General features: G+C 70.2%; 13 protein-coding genes. 3 read left to right on the forward strand and 10 right to left on the reverse strand.

Annotation, left to right across the window (positions count from 1 at the left end; translation table 11 throughout):
- Positions 1 to 2: 2 nt before the first annotated feature.
- Genes Q0316_RS18295 through tsaD form a run of 3 tightly spaced genes read right to left on the reverse strand, consistent with a single transcriptional unit; the run spans position 3 to position 2,529 of the window.
- A complete protein-coding gene (locus Q0316_RS18295; RefSeq protein WP_298675057.1) occupies positions 3 to 533 on the reverse strand; it encodes a DUF1697 domain-containing protein in 531 nt (176 codons plus the stop codon).
- Positions 534 to 535: 2 nt separating this feature from the next.
- The gene (locus Q0316_RS18300) at positions 536 to 1,507 is read right to left on the reverse strand and encodes an NAD(P)H-dependent glycerol-3-phosphate dehydrogenase (protein WP_298675059.1); all 972 of its coding nucleotides are present in this window, start codon (positions 1,505 to 1,507) and stop codon (positions 536 to 538) included.
- Positions 1,504 to 2,529: a tRNA (adenosine(37)-N6)-threonylcarbamoyltransferase complex transferase subunit TsaD gene (tsaD, locus tag Q0316_RS18305; protein ID WP_298675061.1), complete on the reverse strand. Its 1,026-nt coding sequence runs from the start codon at positions 2,527 to 2,529 to the stop codon at positions 1,504 to 1,506. The genes Q0316_RS18300 and tsaD overlap by 4 nt, the downstream gene beginning before the upstream one ends.
- Positions 2,530 to 2,594: 65 nt before the next feature.
- Between tsaD and hemC the strand changes: the two genes are divergently transcribed.
- Genes hemC through Q0316_RS18320 form a run of 3 tightly spaced genes read left to right on the forward strand, consistent with a single transcriptional unit; the run spans position 2,595 to position 5,101 of the window.
- A complete protein-coding gene (hemC, locus tag Q0316_RS18310; RefSeq protein ID WP_298675063.1) occupies positions 2,595 to 3,494 on the forward strand; it encodes a hydroxymethylbilane synthase in 900 nt (299 codons plus the stop codon).
- A complete protein-coding gene (locus Q0316_RS18315; RefSeq protein ID WP_298675066.1) occupies positions 3,491 to 4,159 on the forward strand; it encodes a uroporphyrinogen-III synthase in 669 nt (222 codons plus the stop codon). Before hemC ends, Q0316_RS18315 begins: the two co-directional genes overlap by 4 nt.
- A 24-nt stretch (positions 4,160 to 4,183) precedes the next feature.
- Entirely contained in the window at positions 4,184 to 5,101 is a 918-nt protein-coding gene (locus Q0316_RS18320; protein WP_298675069.1) for a hypothetical protein, read from the forward strand.
- Here Q0316_RS18320 and Q0316_RS18325 read toward each other — a convergent pair.
- The 7 genes from Q0316_RS18325 to Q0316_RS18355 all read right to left on the reverse strand — a co-directional run bounded on the left by Q0316_RS18325 (position 5,094) and on the right by Q0316_RS18355 (position 17,547).
- Entirely contained in the window at positions 5,094 to 5,891 is a 798-nt protein-coding gene (locus Q0316_RS18325) for a DUF72 domain-containing protein (protein ID WP_298675071.1), read from the reverse strand. The two genes, Q0316_RS18320 and Q0316_RS18325, sit on opposite strands and share 8 nt — an antisense overlap.
- Before the next feature lie 429 nt (positions 5,892 to 6,320).
- Positions 6,321 to 8,408 carry a penicillin-binding protein 1C gene (pbpC, locus tag Q0316_RS18330; protein WP_298675339.1) on the reverse strand — a complete coding sequence of 696 codons (2,088 nt, stop codon included), beginning with the start codon at positions 8,406 to 8,408 and terminating at the stop codon, positions 6,321 to 6,323.
- A gap of 53 nt (positions 8,409 to 8,461) precedes the next feature.
- Positions 8,462 to 14,251, reverse strand: a complete 5,790-nt coding sequence (locus Q0316_RS18335) for an MG2 domain-containing protein (RefSeq protein WP_298675074.1) — start codon at positions 14,249 to 14,251, stop codon at positions 8,462 to 8,464.
- Between the two features lie 89 nt (positions 14,252 to 14,340).
- Positions 14,341 to 15,294: a CorA family divalent cation transporter gene (locus tag Q0316_RS18340; protein WP_298675077.1), complete on the reverse strand. Its 954-nt coding sequence runs from the start codon at positions 15,292 to 15,294 to the stop codon at positions 14,341 to 14,343.
- Entirely contained in the window at positions 15,291 to 16,043 is a 753-nt protein-coding gene (locus tag Q0316_RS18345) for an NAD(P)-dependent oxidoreductase (protein ID WP_298675080.1), read from the reverse strand. Before Q0316_RS18345 ends, Q0316_RS18340 begins: the two co-directional genes overlap by 4 nt.
- Positions 16,040 to 17,296: a diaminopimelate decarboxylase gene (gene lysA, locus Q0316_RS18350; RefSeq protein WP_298675084.1), complete on the reverse strand. Its 1,257-nt coding sequence runs from the start codon at positions 17,294 to 17,296 to the stop codon at positions 16,040 to 16,042. The genes Q0316_RS18345 and lysA overlap by 4 nt, the downstream gene beginning before the upstream one ends.
- A complete protein-coding gene (locus tag Q0316_RS18355; RefSeq protein ID WP_298675086.1) occupies positions 17,296 to 17,547 on the reverse strand; it encodes a hypothetical protein in 252 nt (83 codons plus the stop codon). Before Q0316_RS18355 ends, lysA begins: the two co-directional genes overlap by 1 nt.

The following is a 17,547-nucleotide window of genomic DNA, read 5'->3' on the forward strand; positions in this document are numbered from 1 at the left end:
CCTTAGGCGATCTGTTCGGCCAGCTTGACCAGTGTGTTCCAGTTGCGCGCGGTGGCGGCTTTCGGGAATTTCGCGCGCGCCATCGCCGGGGTCAGCTTCGATCGGCCGATGCCGTCGGGATAGTCGATGAACAATTCGCGCCCGATCGCGCGCACCTGTTCCGGCCCGTGATAATTGTCCGCGAGCGCGGCAAGCGCCGCCGGGGCGACGGGCGCATGGAGGAAGAACACCACCACATGGCTGGGCCGGATTTCCGCCTCACGCGGGAAGGGATTGGCGGCGATGATCGCGGCCAGCGCGCGATGATCGCGCAGGAACCAGTCTGTATCCAGCCCGAGCCTGTCGCGAGCCGCCGCCTGCAAGTGCCGCTCCAGCGCGGCGGCATCGGTTTCGTCGGCGTCGAACAGGGCGTTGCCCGAGGCGAGCAGGGTGGAGACATCGCGCATCCCCTCCGCCGCCAGAAACGCGCGCAGATCGGCCATCGCGAGGCTCTTGCCGGCGTTGATGCTTCTGAGCAGCGCCGCCCAGCGCATCGTCAGCTTTCGTCGCGCAGCGGGCGGGCGAGCAGGTCGCGCGTCACCGCGCGCACGTCCGCGCCATCGAGCAACCGGCACACCGCATCGACGATCGGCATATCGACCCCCGCCTCGCGCGCCGCTTCGGCCAGCACCGGGGCGGTGAACGCGCCTTCGGCCACGGTGCGGCGATCGGCGAGCAGCGCCGTGGCCTGCTCACCGCGCCCGAGGCCAAGGCCGAGCGAGAAGTTGCGCGAACTGGTCGAGGAACAGGTGAGGACGAGATCGCCCAGCCCCGAAAGCCCCGCCAACGTCTCCGCCCGCGCGCCGCGCGCAAGGCCGAAGCGCGTCATTTCCGCGAAACCGCGCGCGATCAGCGCGGCGCGGGCGTTCTGGCCGAGGCCGGCGCCCTCAACCACGCCACAGGCGATCGCCAGCACGTTCTTCACCGCGCCGCCGATCTCCGCCCCCACCACGTCTGTCGAGGCATAGGGGCGGAAGGCAGGGCCGGCGAGTCGCGCCGCGAGCCGCGCCTGAAGCGCATGATCCTCGCACGCGAGCGTGACGGCGGTGGGCAGGCCGGCGGCGACCTCATGCGCGAAGGTGGGGCCGGAAAGCACCGCGATCGGCGCCTCAGGGTGCGCGGCGTGCGCCACCTCGCCGACCAGCCGGCGCGATCCCGCCTCGATCCCCTTGGCGCACATCACCAGCGGCGTCGCGCCGACCGGCGTATCAGCGAGCACGCGCCCGACATGCTGGGCGGGGGCGACGACCAGCAGCGCGTCCACGCCCGAAAGATCGCCAAGCGCGCCGGTCGCGCGGATCGCGGGCGAGAGCGGGACGCCGGGCAGGAACAAGGGATTCGTGTGATCGGCGTTGACCGAGGCCACCACCTCCGGCTCGCGCGCCCATAGCAGCACCTCGCCGCCACGCGCCGCCACCTGCGCCAGCGCGGTGCCCCAGGCCCCGCCGCCGATCACCCCGATCCTCATGCCTTCACCCCCGCGCCACGCACCGCCTCCGCCAGGGGATCGAGCGGCCAGCGCGCGCGCGCCGGCACGTCGAGCGCGTCGGTGAGGCCGGCGGTGAACCGCTCCACCCCCGCCCAGGCGATCATCGCGGCGTTATCGGTGCACAGCCACAAGGGCGGCGCGACGAAGCGCAGCCCGCTTTCGATCGCCAGCCGCTGAAGCGCGCCGCGCACGGCGGTGTTGGCGGCGACCCCGCCCGCCACGACCAGCGCGGTGGCGCTATCGGCGCGGGTAAGCGCGCGGCGGGTGCGGTCGATCAGGCAATCGACCACCGCCTGCTGGAACGACGCGGCGATATCCTCCGGCGCGTGATGCCCCACCGCGCGCGCGACCGCGCTCTTGAGCCCCGCGAAGGAGAAATGCGGTTCGCCCGATCCGAGCAGCGGGCGCGGCAACGGCACGGCCCGCGCATCGCCAAGCGTCGCCGCGCGCTCCACCGCCGGGCCGCCGGGAAAGCCGAGGCCAAGCAGCTTCGCGGTCTTGTCGAATGCTTCGCCCGCGGCATCGTCTATCGTGGTGGCGAGCCGGCGATATCGGTCGACACCCTCTACCCGCAGCAACTGGCAATGCCCGCCCGAGACGAGCAGCAGCAGATAGGGAAATTCGAGATCGGGATCGGACAGGCGCGGGCTGAGCGCATGGCCCTCCAGATGATTGACCGCGATCAGCGGCTTGCCCACCGCGTGGGCGATCGCCTTGCCGGTGACCAGCCCGACCATCACGCCGCCGATCAGCCCCGGCCCGGCGGTGGCGGCGATGGCATCCACATCCGCCAGCGACACGCCCGCATCGGCGAGCGCGGCCTCGATCAGCGGCTCCAGCGCCTCGACATGCGCGCGCGCGGCGATTTCCGGCACCACCCCGCCATAAGGGCGATGCGCGGCTTCCTGCCCGGCAAGGCGATGCGCCAGCACGCGCCGTTCGCCATCGACCAGCGCGGCGGCGGTCTCGTCACAGGAGGATTCCAGCCCAAGGATCAGCATGGCTCGTTCCTTATCCGCTCGCTGCGAACTTGTCGAAGGGCGCGGCTTGGGCCATCGGGGGCGGCATGACCTTTCGCCTCGGCACCCGTGCTTCGCCCCTTGCGCTCACCCAGGCGGAGATGGTGCGCGACGCGCTTGTCGCCGCGCATCCCGGCATCGCGGTTGAGCTGGTGCCGATGCGCACCACCGGCGACAGGGTGCAGGATCGCGCGCTGGCCGAGATCGGCGGCAAGGGGCTGTGGACCAAGGAGCTGGATCGCGCGCTGCTCGCGGGCGAGGTCGATGCCTGCGTCCATTCGGGCAAGGATGTCGAGACGATCCGCCCGGCGGAGATCGCCATCGCGGCGATGCTGCCGCGCGCCGATGTGCGCGATCGGCTGATCGGGGCGCCGTCGATCGCCGCGCTGGCGGCGGGCGCGGTGGTCGGCACCAGCTCGCCGCGTCGGCGCGCGCAATTGCTCCATCTGCGCCCCGATCTCAGGACCGTGCTGTTCCGGGGTAATGTCGCCACCCGGCTCGCCAGACTGGAGGCGGGGGAGGCGGATGCGACATTGCTCGCCGCCGCCGGGCTCGATCGGCTCGGGCGGCACGATCTGGGAAGCGCGATTTCGATCGACGAGATGCTGCCCGCGCCATCGCAGGCGGCGGTGGCGATCGAAGTGCGCGCCGGCTCCCCGGCGGCGGGGATCGTCGCGGTGATCGACGATGCGCCGACCAGCATGGCGGTGCGGGCCGAACGCGCCCTGCTCGCCGCGTTCCACGCGGGGTGCCATTCGCCGGTCGGTGCGTTGGCGCGGATCGTGGACGGACGCGTCGTGCTGCGCGCGCAATTGCTGTCCGAGGATGGCGCGGAGACGATCGCGGGTGAACTGTCCGGCGCGCCCGGCGAGGATATCGCCGGGGCGCTCGCGCGCGATCTGCTGGCGCGCGCGCCGGCGGCGGTGAAGCGGCTGTTCGGCGGATGACGCGCACCGCGATCGTGCTGCGCCCCGCGCCCGGCGATGCGCAGACGATCGCCCGGCTCGCGGCGCGCGGCATTCCCGCCCGCGCGCTGCCGCTGTTCGCGATCGAGCCGGTCGCATGGTCGTTGCCGGACGGGGATTTCGACGCGCTGCTCGTCACCAGCGCCAATGCGATGCGCCATGCAGGCGCCGGGCTGGCGGCGGTGCGCGCGCTGCCGGTTATCGCGGTGGGCGAGGCGAGCGCCGCCGCCGCGCGGGAAGCGGGTTTGCGCGTCGCGATAACCGGGGCGAGCGATGGCGCAGCGGCGATCGCGGCGGCGCGCGCGGCGGGCTTCACGCGGCTGCTCCATCTTGTCGGGCATGATCGGATCGGCTTGACGGGGGTGACGGCGATCACCGTCTATCGCAGCCGCGCGCTCGACCCCGCGCCCGGTGCGCTTGCGGCGGCAAGCGGGCAGGTCGTGTTGCTCCATTCGCCGCGCGCCGCGCGCCGTTTCGCGGCGCTGGTCGATCGCGATGGCGTGGCACGCGACACGATCCGCCTCGCCGCGCTGAGCGAGGCGGTGGCGTGCGCCGCGGGGCGGGGCTGGGGCGAAACGCTGATCGCGCCGCGCCCCGACGACGCGCTGCTTGTCGCGCTCGCCGCAAAGCTCGCGATTGACCCGTGAGCCCGGCGCGGGGATAGTGCGCGCATGAACGATCCTATGCCGAGCGAAACCGCCGCGCGCCGGCCGCGGGTCGGGCTGGTGACGATTTTTATCGTGCTGGCCTTTGCCATCGGCATCGCGCTGATGTTTTTCGCGATGCGCAATTCGGGGGGATGGTTCATCCACACCCCCGCAGCCAACCCGCCGGCCCCTGCCGCCGCCCCTGCCGAGCCACAGCCGGTCGCGGCGCCATCCCCATCCTCACCCGCCCCGCCGCCCGATCTCGACGGGCTGGCGACGCGCGAAACTGCGCTTGCCGCGCAACTCGCCGCGCTGGAGGCGCGCGCGGCGGAGATCGGCAGCACCTCCGCCGCCGCCGCCACGCAAGCCAGCCGCGCGGAGGCGATGATGGTCGCCTTCGCCACGCGCCGCGCGATAGATCGCGGGCTGCCGCTTGGTTACCTTGAGGTGCAGTTGCGCGAACGCTTCGGCAAGATCGCGCCCGGCCCGGTGGCCACCGTCATCCAGGCGGCGCGCCAGCCGGTGACGATCGCGGCGCTACGCCAGGCGCTGGACAATAGCGCCGATGTGCTCATCAACGGCGATGACGGCTGGCTGGAGGGGCTGAGGCTTCAGCTTGGCAAGCTCGTCATCCTGCACGATGCCAACACCCCGTCGCAGCTTCCCGGCGAGCGGCTGGCGCGTGCGCGGCGGCTGCTCGAATCCGGGCAGGTGCAGGCGGCGCTGGGGGAGGTGTCGCGGCTGCCCGGCGCGGCGGATTCGGGCAATTGGGCGGTCGCCGCGCGGCGCTATGTCGATGCGCATCGCGCGCTCGATGTGATCGAGGCGGCGGCGCTGATGCTGCCGCCGCCTGTGCCGGTGAAGCAGGATGAGGCTGATGCCGCCCCGGCGCCTGTGCCTGCGCTCGCGCAGATCGCGCCACCGCCGCCGGACGTTATCTGACGCGCTCGATCAGCGCCATCGCGCCATGCGGAGCACGGATCTTGGCGCCGTTGATGAAGAATATGAACGCATCGCGTGGCGCGCGCGTCATTTTCGATGGATCGACATAAGGCAGGTTTTTAGGCGCGTCGCCCGCCGCCCATTGGTGCGCCGCGCCAGCCCAGCGATCGAGCGCGGCGGGGGTATAGCCCGCCGGCTCCTCCTCCACGGCATTTTCCAGCCGGGCATAAGTGAAATCGCCCGTCACATCGGCGATCGCGGGATAACCGGCTGAATCGGCATAGACGATCGCCACGCCCGCCGCGCGGCACATCGCGATAAAGGCGGGATCGGCAAAGGATTCGTGCCGCACCTGCACCGCATGGCGCAGCGAGACGCCGGCATGATCTGGCGGCAGCAATTTCAGGAATGCCGCGAAATCATCGGCGTCGAACTTCTTGGTCGCCATGAATTGCCACAGGATCGGCCCGAGCTTGGCCCCCAGCTCCACGATCCCCTGCCCGACGAAGCGGGCGACCGATTCGCCGGCCTCCGCCAGCACCTTGCGATTGGTGCAGAAGCGCGATGCCTTGAGCGTGAAGACGAAGCCGTCGGGCACCGCGTTTGCCCAGTTGGCGAAGGTCGCGGGTTTGAAGCCGCTGTAATAGGTGCCGTTGATCTCGATCGCGGTCAGCTTGCCGGCGGCATATTCCAACTCGCGCTTCGCGGGCCATTTCGCCGGATAGAAGCTGTCACGCCATGGCTCATAGGTCCAGCCGCCGATGCCGATGCGAATCCTGCCTGTGCTCATTGCCTAGGGTCCAAACTCGATCAGCGCAGCGTCGTGATCGCCCGGAGAAGTCCGCTGGCAAGGAGCGTAGCGCAGCCGCGTAGCTGATGCTACGCGCAAGCAAGCGACGCCGTCCAGCGGACTTCTCCGGGCGACCCCTTCGGGGCGGGCGGATTTTGGTGTCATGCGGCGTCGCGCGTCGGTCACGATGGAACCCCATCGCTCCCTCCTTGCTCCTTGCCTGACGCCAAAATCCGCTCCGTCACGGCGCTGTGCTGATCGAGTTTTGACCCTAGCATAGCAGGAAAATGCGGCGCGGGCGTTGGCCGCGTCGCGTGATACGCATCGACGCGGCCGGTGCCGTTTGCGCAACACCGGCCCCCAAAGGGATAGGGGCCGGGTCGTCAACGCGCGATTCCCGCTGGGGTTCGCGGGCGACGAGAAATCCGTTCAGCGTACCGTAAAAGTCACACGGTCGACGATGCGCCCGGCAAGATCGACCAGCGCCAGTTGATGCTTGCCCGGTGCGGGGAAGATCGGGGCGATCGTGTCGGCGGCGCCCAGATCGCGCGCATCGAGCCGCAGCCGGTGCGCCGCCGCCGCCCCTGTCACCGCCACGGACAGCCGTTGCCGATCGCGCGGGATATCGGGATCGAGCGCATAGACGCTGCCCGAAACGGGCGTGGCGATGCGCGGGCGGCGCGCTTCCGCTGGCGCCGCATCGGCGCGCGCGAAGGAGGTGCCGGCGAGGAACCATTCGCGGCGGGGCTGCTCACGCGTGCCCGCGAACGTCACCTGTCGCGCCTCGATTCCGGCGGGCGGGGGCGGGGGCGGGGCGTGGCCGGCGCGCGCGCCGTTCAGCGCGAGCATCACATCGCGCCATACCGGCGCCGCGCCGCTCGTCCCCGAAACGGCGCGCATCGCATCACCCTCGACATTGCCGACCCACACCGCCACCGTGAAGCGATCGGAAAAGCCGACGCACCAATTGTCGCGCATCGCCTTTGACGTGCCGGTCTTCACCGCCGCCCAGAACGGCAGCCTGAGCGCCGAATCGAGCCCGAACGTGCCCGCGCGCGCCACCGGGTCCGACAGCATGTCGCCGACGATCCACGCCGCCGCCGGGGTGGTGATCGCGCGCGCGGGCTGATGCGGGTCCGCCGCCGTCAGCCGCAGTGGGGACCAGCGCCCGCCCCGCGCGAGGCTGCGATACGCCGCCGCCTGCTCCGCCAGCGTCACCTCCGCCGAACCGAGCGCGAGGCTGAAGCCGTAATAAGCGCCATCCTCCACCAGCCCGCGATAGCCCGTGTCCCACAGCCGGTCGCGGAATGGCTCGACGCCGACCAGCAGCAGCGTGCGCACCGCCGGCACGTTGAGCGATCCCGCCAGCGCCGCGCGCGCGGAAACCGGCCCCTTGAACGCGCGATCGTAATTCTGCGGCACGTACAGCCCGGACGCGGTGTCGAGCTGCACCGGCGAATCGTCGAGGATCGAGGCAGGCGTGAGATAGCCCTTCTCGATCGCCTCGGCATAAAGGAACGGCTTCAGCGTCGATCCCGCCTGGCGATAGGCGTTGGCCGCGTCCACCGCCGGGGCGGTGGAATTGCCGCCGATCCCGCCGACATAGGCGAGCACGTCGCCGCTCGCATTGTCGACCACGATCACCGCGCCATCGCGCGCGCGGGTCGCGCCAAGCCCCAGAAGCTGGCGGCGCAACGCGGCGATCGCGATGCGCTGGACATTGATATCGAGCGTGGTGGCAACGCGCATCCCAGGCTTCTGGAGCAGCCGGTCGGCAAGATGCGGCGCCAGCCCCGGATCGAGCGCGAGGCTGCGCGCCGGGCCGAGCATCGAGGCGGCTAGCGCGGAATAGCGCGCGCAATTCTTGTCCCGCGCCAGCGCGCAGGCGCGGCGTGCGACGCGATTCGCTGGCGCCTGCGGATTGGGGAGCAACGCCGCCAGCAGCAGCGCGTCGTCGCGGGTCAGCGCGGCGGGCGTCTTCCCGAACAGCCCGAGCGCGGCGGCGCCGATCCCCTGCGCCTCCCCGCGAAAGCCCGCGAGATTGAGATAGGCTTCGAGGATCTGGTCGCGGCTCCATGTCTCGCCGATCGTTCGCGCCGCCCTGATCTGGCGCAACTTGTCGCGCCAGCCGCGCGCGCCGGGCCGGGCGAGATCGGGCGCGAGGAAACCGGCGAGTTGCATCGCGAGCGTACTCGCGCCGCGCGGGCGCTTGCCGGTGATCCGATCGCGCAGCGCGCCGCCCAGCGCGAGCCAGTCGACCCCGGCATGATCGGCGAAGCGCCGGTCCTCCGCCGTGACGATCGTGGTGCGGGCGATCGGCGCGATCCGGTCGAGCGGGGTCCATGCCAGCCGCCGCGTGGCGAAATCGACGCGCGAGGAATCGAGCAGCACGCCGTTACGGTCGTAAAGCCACGCCTCCGATGGCCGCCACGCCGCACGCACCTGCGCATAGCCCGGCAACGGGGGCGGGCGGGTGAACCAGTCGGCGAGGGCGAACAGCGCCGCCGCCAGCAGGATCGCCGCGACCGGCCACGCGCGCCGCGCCGGGCGGGCAGGCGCGCGCCCGTCGCTCACCGTTGCACGACCACCACCGGCGCATTGGGCACCGCCGCGTGGATCGCGGGCGAATACATCGCCTCAACGCGCGTCGGCGGAAGCTGGAAGCGGCCCGCGCCGTTCAGCCGCAACATATAAGACGCCTGGAAGCGCCCGCGCGGCACCCATGCGTAGAAGCCGCGCCACGCGGTATTGCCGCGCTCGACATAGGCGGGGACGACGCCCGCCTGCACCTCCCACAATTTGCCGCCGCCATCCACCGCGCCGAATTTCACGCCGTCGCCGGCGCTGGCCTGATCGGCGAGCATTTTCGATTGCCCGCCGAGATCGCCGATGATCGTCGCCCCCGCCGGGATCGGATCGTCGATCACCACCCAGTTGCGCTCGGCGGTCGCGTCGACGGTCAGCGTGATCCGCAGCACGTCGCCGCGCGTCAATTGCCCCGCGACGCGGCGCTGCACCACCTCCACCTTCCGCGTCAGCCGATAACCGGCGGAGAGCGGCTGGGCGAGCGGCACGGCGGCCTTCACCGAAACACTCGCCCACGGCCCCTCGCCGCCCGACTGGCGCAGCACCAGCGGCGCCGGCCCGGCGGGCAGCGGCAGCGACGCCTGCCGCCGGTCCGCCGCCAGCGGCCAGGCGAAGCTGGCGCTACGCCCGCCCAATGTCGCGGTGGTCGTGCCCGCGATCGCGCTCGCGGGGTAAAGCCCGGCGAAACGCCGCACGGCGAGCGCCCCCCAGGCGTTGGCGGTGGTGGTGTCCCAGCGCCCGCGCTGCTGGCGCGCGGCGATGCCGACCATCATCTTCGGCCCTTCATCCTGCCAGCCGGGGCGCCCGAGCATCGCCAGCAATGCCTTGATCGAGCCTTCGTCGGCGGACGACATCAGCCACCACGGCGCGTTCGACGCATCGGAAAGATCGAGCCGCGTTCCCTCATACACCAGCCGGCTGCGCAGCGCATTCTCGCCCGCCCCGCGCATAGCCCGCGCATTGGCGAGGCCAGGCACGCGATCGAGCGCGAGCAGATAATCGGCGAGGCTCCCGGTTGGCATTTCCGCCGGGGTCAGCCCGATCTGGCCGAGCATGGCGGGTGTCGCGGCGCCCGCCCGCGCCAGCGCGGCGAAGGCGGCGAGCCGCTGGAGCCGCACGTCGCCATATTCCTCATTGCGCAAGCGCCCGTCGAGCACGGCGCGCAGCCCCTCGATCATCCTGGCCTTGCTCGCCTCGGGGATCGGCAGCCCGGCCTCGCCCGCCATCGACAGGACATAGGCGGTCAGCGCCTCCGAGCCCTTGAGGCTATCGCTCGGCCAGTAACGCAACAGCCCGTCTGGCGCCTGATAGGCTGGGATGTCCGCCGCCAGCCGTGCCCAGCCCGGTGTGTCGCCGAGTGCGACGATGCGGCTCATCTGTTGTTCGAAGCAGGTATAGGGATAAGCCGCCATGAACGCGCGCACCCCGGCCATCGGCGGCGCGAGCGTATCGTCGAGCCGGATATCGACCGAACCCATCCCGCGGATCGCGCCGGCGGGCGCCCGGATCGGGATCACCGTATCCGCGCCCACCCGCGCCAGCGTCGATGCCCAAACCTCGACCGGCACCGCGGGCAGCACCTCCTGCGTCACCGTCACCTTGTCCGCCGCGCGCCCGTCGCTCGTCTTCGCGCTGACCTGCCAGCGCAGATTGCCCGCCTGCGCTGGCGCGGTGAGGTTCCACGCGATCGGCGCGGCGCCGCCGGCGGGGATCGTCACGGTAAGCGGCCTGCCCGTCGCGATGCGCGGGGTGAGCGACACCTCCGCCGTTACGGTCATCGGCTTGTCCGAACCGTTCCTGAGCGTGAAGCCGGCGGCATAAAAATCGCCGGTGCGCACCGCCGGGGGCAGCCCGGCGTAAACCGACAGATCCTGTGCGGTGCGGATGCTGATCGCGCCGGTGCCGAAGCGATCCGCCCCGTCGGTGGCAATCGCGACCAGCCGGAACGAGGTCAATGCGTCATTGAGCGGCACCGGGACCACCGCGCGGCCATTGGTATCGAGCGCGACGCGGCCCGTCCACAGCAGCACCGGCTGGAAATTCTCGCGGTTGAGCGCGGTTGCATCGCCGCCGCCGCCGCCGCCCGCCTCCACCGCTTTGCGCCCATAATGCCGCTTGCCCACCACCTGCATCTGCGCGGTGGCGGTGAGGACGGAGAGCGGGCGTTCGCCCATCATCGCGCTCAGCACGTCCCATGATTCATTGGGGGCAAGCTGGAGCAACGCCTGATCGACCGCCGCGAAGGCGACATCGGCGGTGCGCACCGGCCTGCCATCCGGCCCGCGCACCTGAATGGCGACCTGCGCCGTATCGCGCGCGGCATAACGCTCGCGATCGGCCTTCACCGTCACGCCCAGCCTATGCGCTTCCCACCCGACCTTCACCTTCGCGATGCCCAGGCGATAGGCCGGCTTGGATAGATCGACGAGCGCGGTAGGGGCGGGCGCTTCGTTGCGCGCGCCGAACAGGCTCTTGAACCAGCCCCACCAGCTTTGCGTCACGCGCCCGCGCACCGCCAGCACCGAGACATAGACATCGGGCGCATAGCTGCCCGGCATCTTCACCTCGACCACCGGGTCTTTCCCGGACAATTGCGTGACGAAGCTGGAAAGCACGCCCTCGCGCTCCACCGTCACCAGCGCGGTCGCCTCGCGGAACGGCATCCGCACCTGGAAGCGCGCGGTTTCGCCCGCCTTATAGGCGGGCTGTTCGGGCACCACGTCCATGCGATCGCCATTGTCGCCGCCGAACCACCAATCGTCGTCGCCCGCCAGCCACACCGAGCGCACCGCGCGCGCGACATTGCCGTCCGCGTCGGTGGTAGTCGCCACCGCATAGACTTCGCCCGAAACACCGGGGCTGGCCGCGCATTGCGCCAGCCCCTGCGCGTCGGTGGTGGCGGAACAGGAGGCGGAGAGCTTCGTCGTCCGCATCTGATTGTCATAAGCGTAGAAGCCGCCGATCAGCCGGCGCCGCGCGGTGAGTATCTGGCGGCTGTAGAGGGCGACCGCGATCTTCTGGCCCTTGATCGGCTTGCCATCGGAATCGAGCGCGACGAAGCGCAGGCGCAGATCGTCCTGCTTCATCAGCCAGCCGTCGGTCTTGACGCCGAGTTGCACGCGCGACGCGAACACCGGGATGGTGCGCGACGCGGTCAGCGTCTGGCCGTTGGCATCCTGATAATCCATCTCGACCGTCATGTCGGTCGTGCCGTCAAGGCCCTGCGGCACGTCGATCGTCTGGCGCCCGGTGCCGTCCGCGCCCAGCCTGGCGGGGAGCGTCTGCGTCGGCGGCAGGCTGGGCGTATCCTCCTCGCCATCACCGTTCAGCGGCTTTACGCCCTCCTGCACGGCGCGACCGCCGAAGGTATAGGCGTCATAACCATCCGGGTTGGCCCGGCGCGCGAACCAGCCGACGCGCAGATCGACCGGCAGGTTCGATGCGCCCCCGCCCGAGAGATAGCCGACGAACAGATCGAGCGGCACCGCCTTGGGGCGCACCAGCGCGCCCTTCGGCCCGCCCACCGTCGCGCGCATCGTCGGCAGGCGATATTCGTCGAGCCGGAACGACTGGCTGGTGTAGATCGTGCGCTCGTTCTTGCCGGCGCCTGCGATCACGCGCAGATCATAGTCGCCCATCGGCGCGCCCTTTGGCGCGGTCCAACTCGTCTCGCCCGTGCCGTTCGCGTCGATCGTCAGCGGCAGATCGAATTCGGTATCCGATCCGCGATGCGACAGCCGCAACGTGCCCGTGAAACCGGCGGGAATGGTGAAGCCCGCGCCGACGGGGTGGCGCACGATATGCTTCATGTGGATCGTTTCGCCGGCACGGACCAGCGCGCGATCGAAGACGGTGTGGAAAATGTCGTCGGGCTTCGAATAGCCATAGGGCAGATCGAAATCATACGGGCGGATGCCGTCGCCCCATTCGGTGAGGGTGAAGCTGAAATCGCCGCCCGCGCGGGCGGAGATCATCAGCGGATGCGCGGAGGAATTCTCGCCGCAGCCGCCATAGGTCTCCGGTTCGGGCAGCCCGCCGGCCACCATCAGCGCGCCGGAACGGTCGGTCGCGCCGCGCGCCAGCGATTTGCCCGTGCAACTGTCGGTGATCGCGATCGCGGCGTTGGCGACGGGCTTGCCGCTGTCGAGCGCGGTTACCCAGGCAAGGCTGCGCTCGCGGCCCCATTTGAAATGCACCGCCATGTTGGTGACGAGCGCGGACGCGGCGACATAGCGCGTGGCATCGCGGCCCAGCAGCGCGCGCCCCAGCACGGGGCTGGCAAGTTCGACGACATAGAAGCCGGGCTTGCCGAGCGGCACGCCGATTACCTCGAAATCGCGCCCCTTGCCGGGGAGCGCGACCGTGAGCGGTGCGCCCTTGCCGCCGAGAATCGCGGTGTCGCCGGTGTGGTTGACCTCCACCGTTTCCTTGCCGTGCGTAACGGTTTCATACCTGTTGTCGCCGGCTGATCCGACGCGGCGCAGCCATTCGGCGACATCGCGATCGCTGTTCGCGACGCGCAGCGCCTGTCCGCCGACCGAAAGGTTGCGGCCCTGAAGCGCGGGCTCGACGTTTCGCACCGTGACCGGCAGCACGCCGCCTTCCTTCGCCTCAAGGATGCCGAATGGCGCGGCGAATTTCACCAGCGGCGGGGCACGATCGAAGCGGATATCGAGCGGGAAACGCTCCGCATTGGAAAGCGCGCGGCCGCTTTCGTCCTTCACGCCCGGCGGCAATACCAGCTTCGCGGCGGTGTCGAACGGCAGCGGCGTGGGGAAGGAGATGTCGGCGATCGTCGCCTTTTTCCGATCGTCATCGCTGAACGTCGGCGCGATCGTCTTGCCGTCAGCGAGCGTGATGCGGATCGCCTGCGCGACCGACATCGGCACCGGGGCGGAGAAGCGCACCCACGCCTTTTCGACCGGGCTGCATCCGGCCTGAGGATTGACGCGCGAACATTCGAAACGCGCGGCGAACGGCTTGCGCACGGTGTAATCGAAACGCTGGTCGCTGCCGGCGCGCTTGCCGCCGGTGGCGGCGATGTTCGCACCCCACACCAGCGCCATGTCGCGCCCCGGCGGCAGGTTTCGGCGGCATTTCAGCGCGACGACGCTGCTGAGCGCGCGCTGCCGATCGGCCGCGGCGGCGGGCAGATCCTGCGCGATGCCGGCACTTTCGAGAAAATGCCTGACCTCCCAGCGATCCGTTCCCATCGCGCCGAGCAACTTGCCGGGCAGATCGGCGGGAAGCACGTCGACCGGAATCTTCTCGCCGATGCCATCGACCGCGCAATAGGCGTTGGCCGCGACCGAGCGTGGGTCCGGCGCCATATTCGCCGCGACGAGGAAGGCCTGATCCTCCTCGATCTCGTCGCCGCCGCCCGACGGCAGCACCGCGCGCGCGACGGGGCCGCCGGCATCGACGGTGAAGCTCTGCGATCCGGCGAGCGCATAGCCCGCGACGCTTTTCAGCCCCTCGACCGTTTTGAACGCGCAACTCGTGCCGCCGGGAAGCGGGCGGGCGAATTCATAAACCCAGGTCTGCTGATCGACCCAGCGGCCTTGCCCCGCGACCGGGCACTGCGTTGTCGCGGGCGCGGCGGCGCGCGGATCGCCCAGCGGCGCCATCGGCTGGCTGAAGCGCATCGTGAAACGCTCGATCGCGCCATCGCCGATGCCGGGCTGGGCGAGGATCACGCGCGGCGCATTGTCGCTGAGCGCCGCGACGGGGGTGATCGCCAGCGCGAGCAGGGCGAGCTTTGCCGCGAGCTTCATGAATATCCTCCCGAGACGGTCATGACGCTATCGGCAGGAGGGGGCTCAAGTCCAGTACGAAAAACGTTAGTTTGTCATATGGTTGGAGCCTAGCGACGGAGCCAGTGCTTGCGCAGGAAATAGATCACGATCCCCGTCGAGATCGCCACGCAGGCGATTATGATCGCATCGAACGCCCATGGTTTTTGCGCATAGGGCAGCCCCTCCACGTTCATCCCATAGAGCCCGGTGATGAAGGTGAGCGGCAGGAACACCATCGCGGCGATCGCGATGATGAGGCTGCGCGTGTCGATCAGTTCGGCGCGCAGGTCGGTCAGCGTTTCGTGGATCAGGCTCGATCGTTCGCGGATCGCCTCCAGTTCCTCGGCCATGCGCGCGGCGCGATCGGCGGCTGCGGCGACATGCGCGCGATCATCCGTGGCGAGCCAGTCGCCCGGCAATTGGGCCATCTTTTCCAGCGCGGCGCGTTGCGGATTGAGGAAACGGCGATAGCCGATCGCCGCGATCCGGACATGCGTGACGCGGCGGCGCAGCTCGAACACGCGATCGGCATCGAGCTGCTGCTCGCAATCGTCGATCTGGTCGCCGAGATCCGCGACGACGGGATCGAGATCATTGGTGATGGCGGTGGCGAAAGCGGTGATGAGATCGCCGGGATCGCTGACCGTTCCGTCCCGCACCGCCTGTTCGACGGTATCGGTCGCGATCAGATGCTTGCGCGTGACCGATATCACACGCCCCCTGGTTGCCCAGATCCGCACCGAGGCGAGGAGATCGGATGAATCGATATCCTCCTGCGTCCGCCCGCGCAGGTTGAGAAAGGCCCCCGCCGCGAAGCCATCGCAGCGCGGGCGCGTTTCCTGCGCGATCAGCGCCTCGACGAGATATTCCGGCAGTTGCGCCTGATCGCGCAGCCATGCCGCGGCCTCGGCATTGGTGGCGGACAGGTGAATCCACGCCAGCCGGGCGGAGCCGTCGAGCGCGTCCTTCACGGAGACGCGCTCAGCCTTGCCGTCGGCGATGCGATAGCCGAATCCGCTCACAGCATCTCCACGTCCACGGTCAATCCAGGCGCGGCGCCGGGCGGCGCGGCGGCGCATTCGATCCGTATCGCGTCGGCGCGGGCGCGGTCGAGGATGGCGCGCGGCACGTTCGCGCGATGCGTGACGCGATCGGCATTGGCGAGCGCGCGCGCCTCGCGCAGCGTGAGATCGTCGGGGTCGGCGGAGCGCAGGCGGAGCGTGACGGATGCGCTGCCGGTCGCCGCTGGTTCTGGCGGTCGCGCATCGGGCGCATCGCCCTGGTCGCGCAGCGGATCGAGCGCGCCACCCGCCGCCAGCGCGTCGCCGATCGCGCGGCGCCGTTCGCCCGCCTGCGGATAAACCGCGCGCCACGCCGGGCGCGCGGCACGGAGCGCGTTCGCCAGCGCGCCGAGTCGCGCCGGCAATAGCGCCTCCAGCCGCTGCCGCAGCGCCGCAGCCAGCCCCGCCGAGGCGCCGCCGGTGCCGATCGCGACGATCACGGGTGCGCGATCGACGATCGCCGGCAGCGTGAAATCGCACAGATCGGGCCGGTCGACCGCATTGACCAGCACGCCGCGCGCGCGGAGCCGCGCCACCGCCGCCTCGTCATCGACGACGATGGCGAGCGCGGCATCATCCGCCTCGCCCACCACGATCGCGCCCGCGCGCTCCAGCAGCCGGCGCTTCGCGTCGGCGGCGTCGCCTTTCCCCACCAGAATCACCGGCCGCCCCTCCAGCCGGACGAACAGGGGAAAAGCCGGGAGCGTCACAGCCAGTCGGGCACCCGTTCCGCATCGAGGATCGTCTCGGCGGCGATGCGATCGGCGACCACGACATAGCGATCGCCATCCACCAGAACCTCGGGCACCAGCGGGCGGCTGTTATAGGTGGAGGCCATGGTCGCGCCATAAGCGCCCGCGGTGCGGAAAATGCCGAGATCGCCGCGCTTCACCTGGTCGATCTCGCGCCCCATCGCGAAGGTGTCGCCGGTTTCGCACACCGGGCCGGCGATATTGGCGATCATCGTCTCCCCGTTCGGGCGCACGGCGGAGAAATCATGCCATGCGTCATACATCGCCGGGCGCGCGAGATCGTTCATCGCCGCATCGACGATGACATAGGGATGCACCACGCCGGGCTTCACCCAGATCACCTCGGTGAGCAGCACGCCGGCATTGCCCGCGATGACGCGCCCCGGCTCGAACATCAGCTCGACATCCCAGCCCGCCGTCGCCCGAGCGACCATCGCGCCGTAATCCGCCGGCGAGGGCGGCAGATCGAGCGGCTTGTACGGCACGCCCAGCCCGCCGCCGAGATCGACATGGGTGATCGCGTGGCCGCGCGCGCGCAGCGCCGCGACCAGTTCGCCGACGCGGCGATAGGCCGCTTCAAGCGGGGCGAGATCGAACAACTGGCTGCCGATATGAATCGCCACGCCGCGCAGATTCAGCCCGTCAAGCGGCGCGAGCCGGTCGAAGATCGCGGGCGCGAGGTCGATCGGCACGCCGAACTTGTTGTCCTTCTTGCCGGTGGAGATCTTGGCATGGGTGCCGGCATCGACATCGGGGTTGACCCGCAGCACGGCGGGCGCGGAAAGCCCACGCGCGGCGGCCAGCGCGGCCAGCACCACGCCTTCTTCCTCCAGCTCAAGATTGAACTGGCCGATCCCGGCCTCAAGCCCGCGGATCAGTTCGCGATCGGTCTTGCCGACGCCGGAGAACACGATGTCTTGCGCCGGCATCCCGGCGGCCAGCGCACGCGCCATCTCGCCGCCGGACACCACGTCCGCGCCATAGCCTTCGTCGGCCAGCACGCGCAGCACGCCGATATTGGGATTGGCCTTGATCGCATAAGCGAGGTGCACCCGCCCGGCGGGCTTCAGGCCGTCACGAAACACCTGCGCGTGGCGCCTGAGCGTCGCGGCGGAATAGACATAGACCGGCGTGCCCACCTCGGCAGCGATCTTCGCCAGCGGCACGCCCTCGCAATGAAGCGCGCCGTCGATCTGCGTGAAATGGTCCATCAGCGCGGCGGCAGGTCGAATTGATCCGACCGGCGATCCATGGAGTTGGTGAGCAATTCGTCGCCGCGCCCCGGACGGGCCTGAACCGACGGGCGGATGAGCTGGTTGGCGGTGGGCCGCGCATCCGCGCCATAAGACGCTGGCGGCAGGCTATCCCCCTTTGCCGGCTGCAATCCGTGCGCGCGGCCACAGGCGGCGAGCAGCAGGAGCGAGGCGAGCATCGCCCCTTGCTTCACTGATAGGCGCTTCAT

The sequence above is a fragment of the uncultured Sphingomonas sp. genome (genome assembly GCF_937871615.1).
In the GTDB taxonomy this organism is placed as follows: domain Bacteria; phylum Pseudomonadota; class Alphaproteobacteria; order Sphingomonadales; family Sphingomonadaceae; genus Sphingomonas.

Bases quoted from the DNA above. Each gene is read 5' to 3' on its own strand.
- Q0316_RS18315 (WP_298675066.1), top strand. From the start codon at position 3,491: ATGACGCGCACCGCGATCGTGCTGCGCCCCGCGCCCGGCGATGCGCAG.
- lysA (WP_298675084.1), bottom strand. From the start codon at position 17,296: ATGGACCATTTCACGCAGATCGACGGCGCGCTTCATTGCGAGGGCGTG.
- Q0316_RS18325 (WP_298675071.1), bottom strand. From the start codon at position 5,891: ATGAGCACAGGCAGGATTCGCATCGGCATCGGCGGCTGGACCTATGAG.
- tsaD (WP_298675061.1), bottom strand. From the start codon at position 2,529: ATGCTGATCCTTGGGCTGGAATCCTCCTGTGACGAGACCGCCGCCGCG.
- Q0316_RS18355 (WP_298675086.1), bottom strand. From the start codon at position 17,547: ATGAAGCGCCTATCAGTGAAGCAAGGGGCGATGCTCGCCTCGCTCCTG.
- Q0316_RS18295 (WP_298675057.1), bottom strand. From the start codon at position 533: ATGCGCTGGGCGGCGCTGCTCAGAAGCATCAACGCCGGCAAGAGCCTC.
- Q0316_RS18335 (WP_298675074.1), bottom strand. From the start codon at position 14,251: ATGAAGCTCGCGGCAAAGCTCGCCCTGCTCGCGCTGGCGATCACCCCC.
- hemC (WP_298675063.1), top strand. From the start codon at position 2,595: ATGACCTTTCGCCTCGGCACCCGTGCTTCGCCCCTTGCGCTCACCCAG.
- Q0316_RS18300 (WP_298675059.1), bottom strand. From the start codon at position 1,507: ATGAGGATCGGGGTGATCGGCGGCGGGGCCTGGGGCACCGCGCTGGCG.
- Q0316_RS18320 (WP_298675069.1), top strand. From the start codon at position 4,184: ATGAACGATCCTATGCCGAGCGAAACCGCCGCGCGCCGGCCGCGGGTC.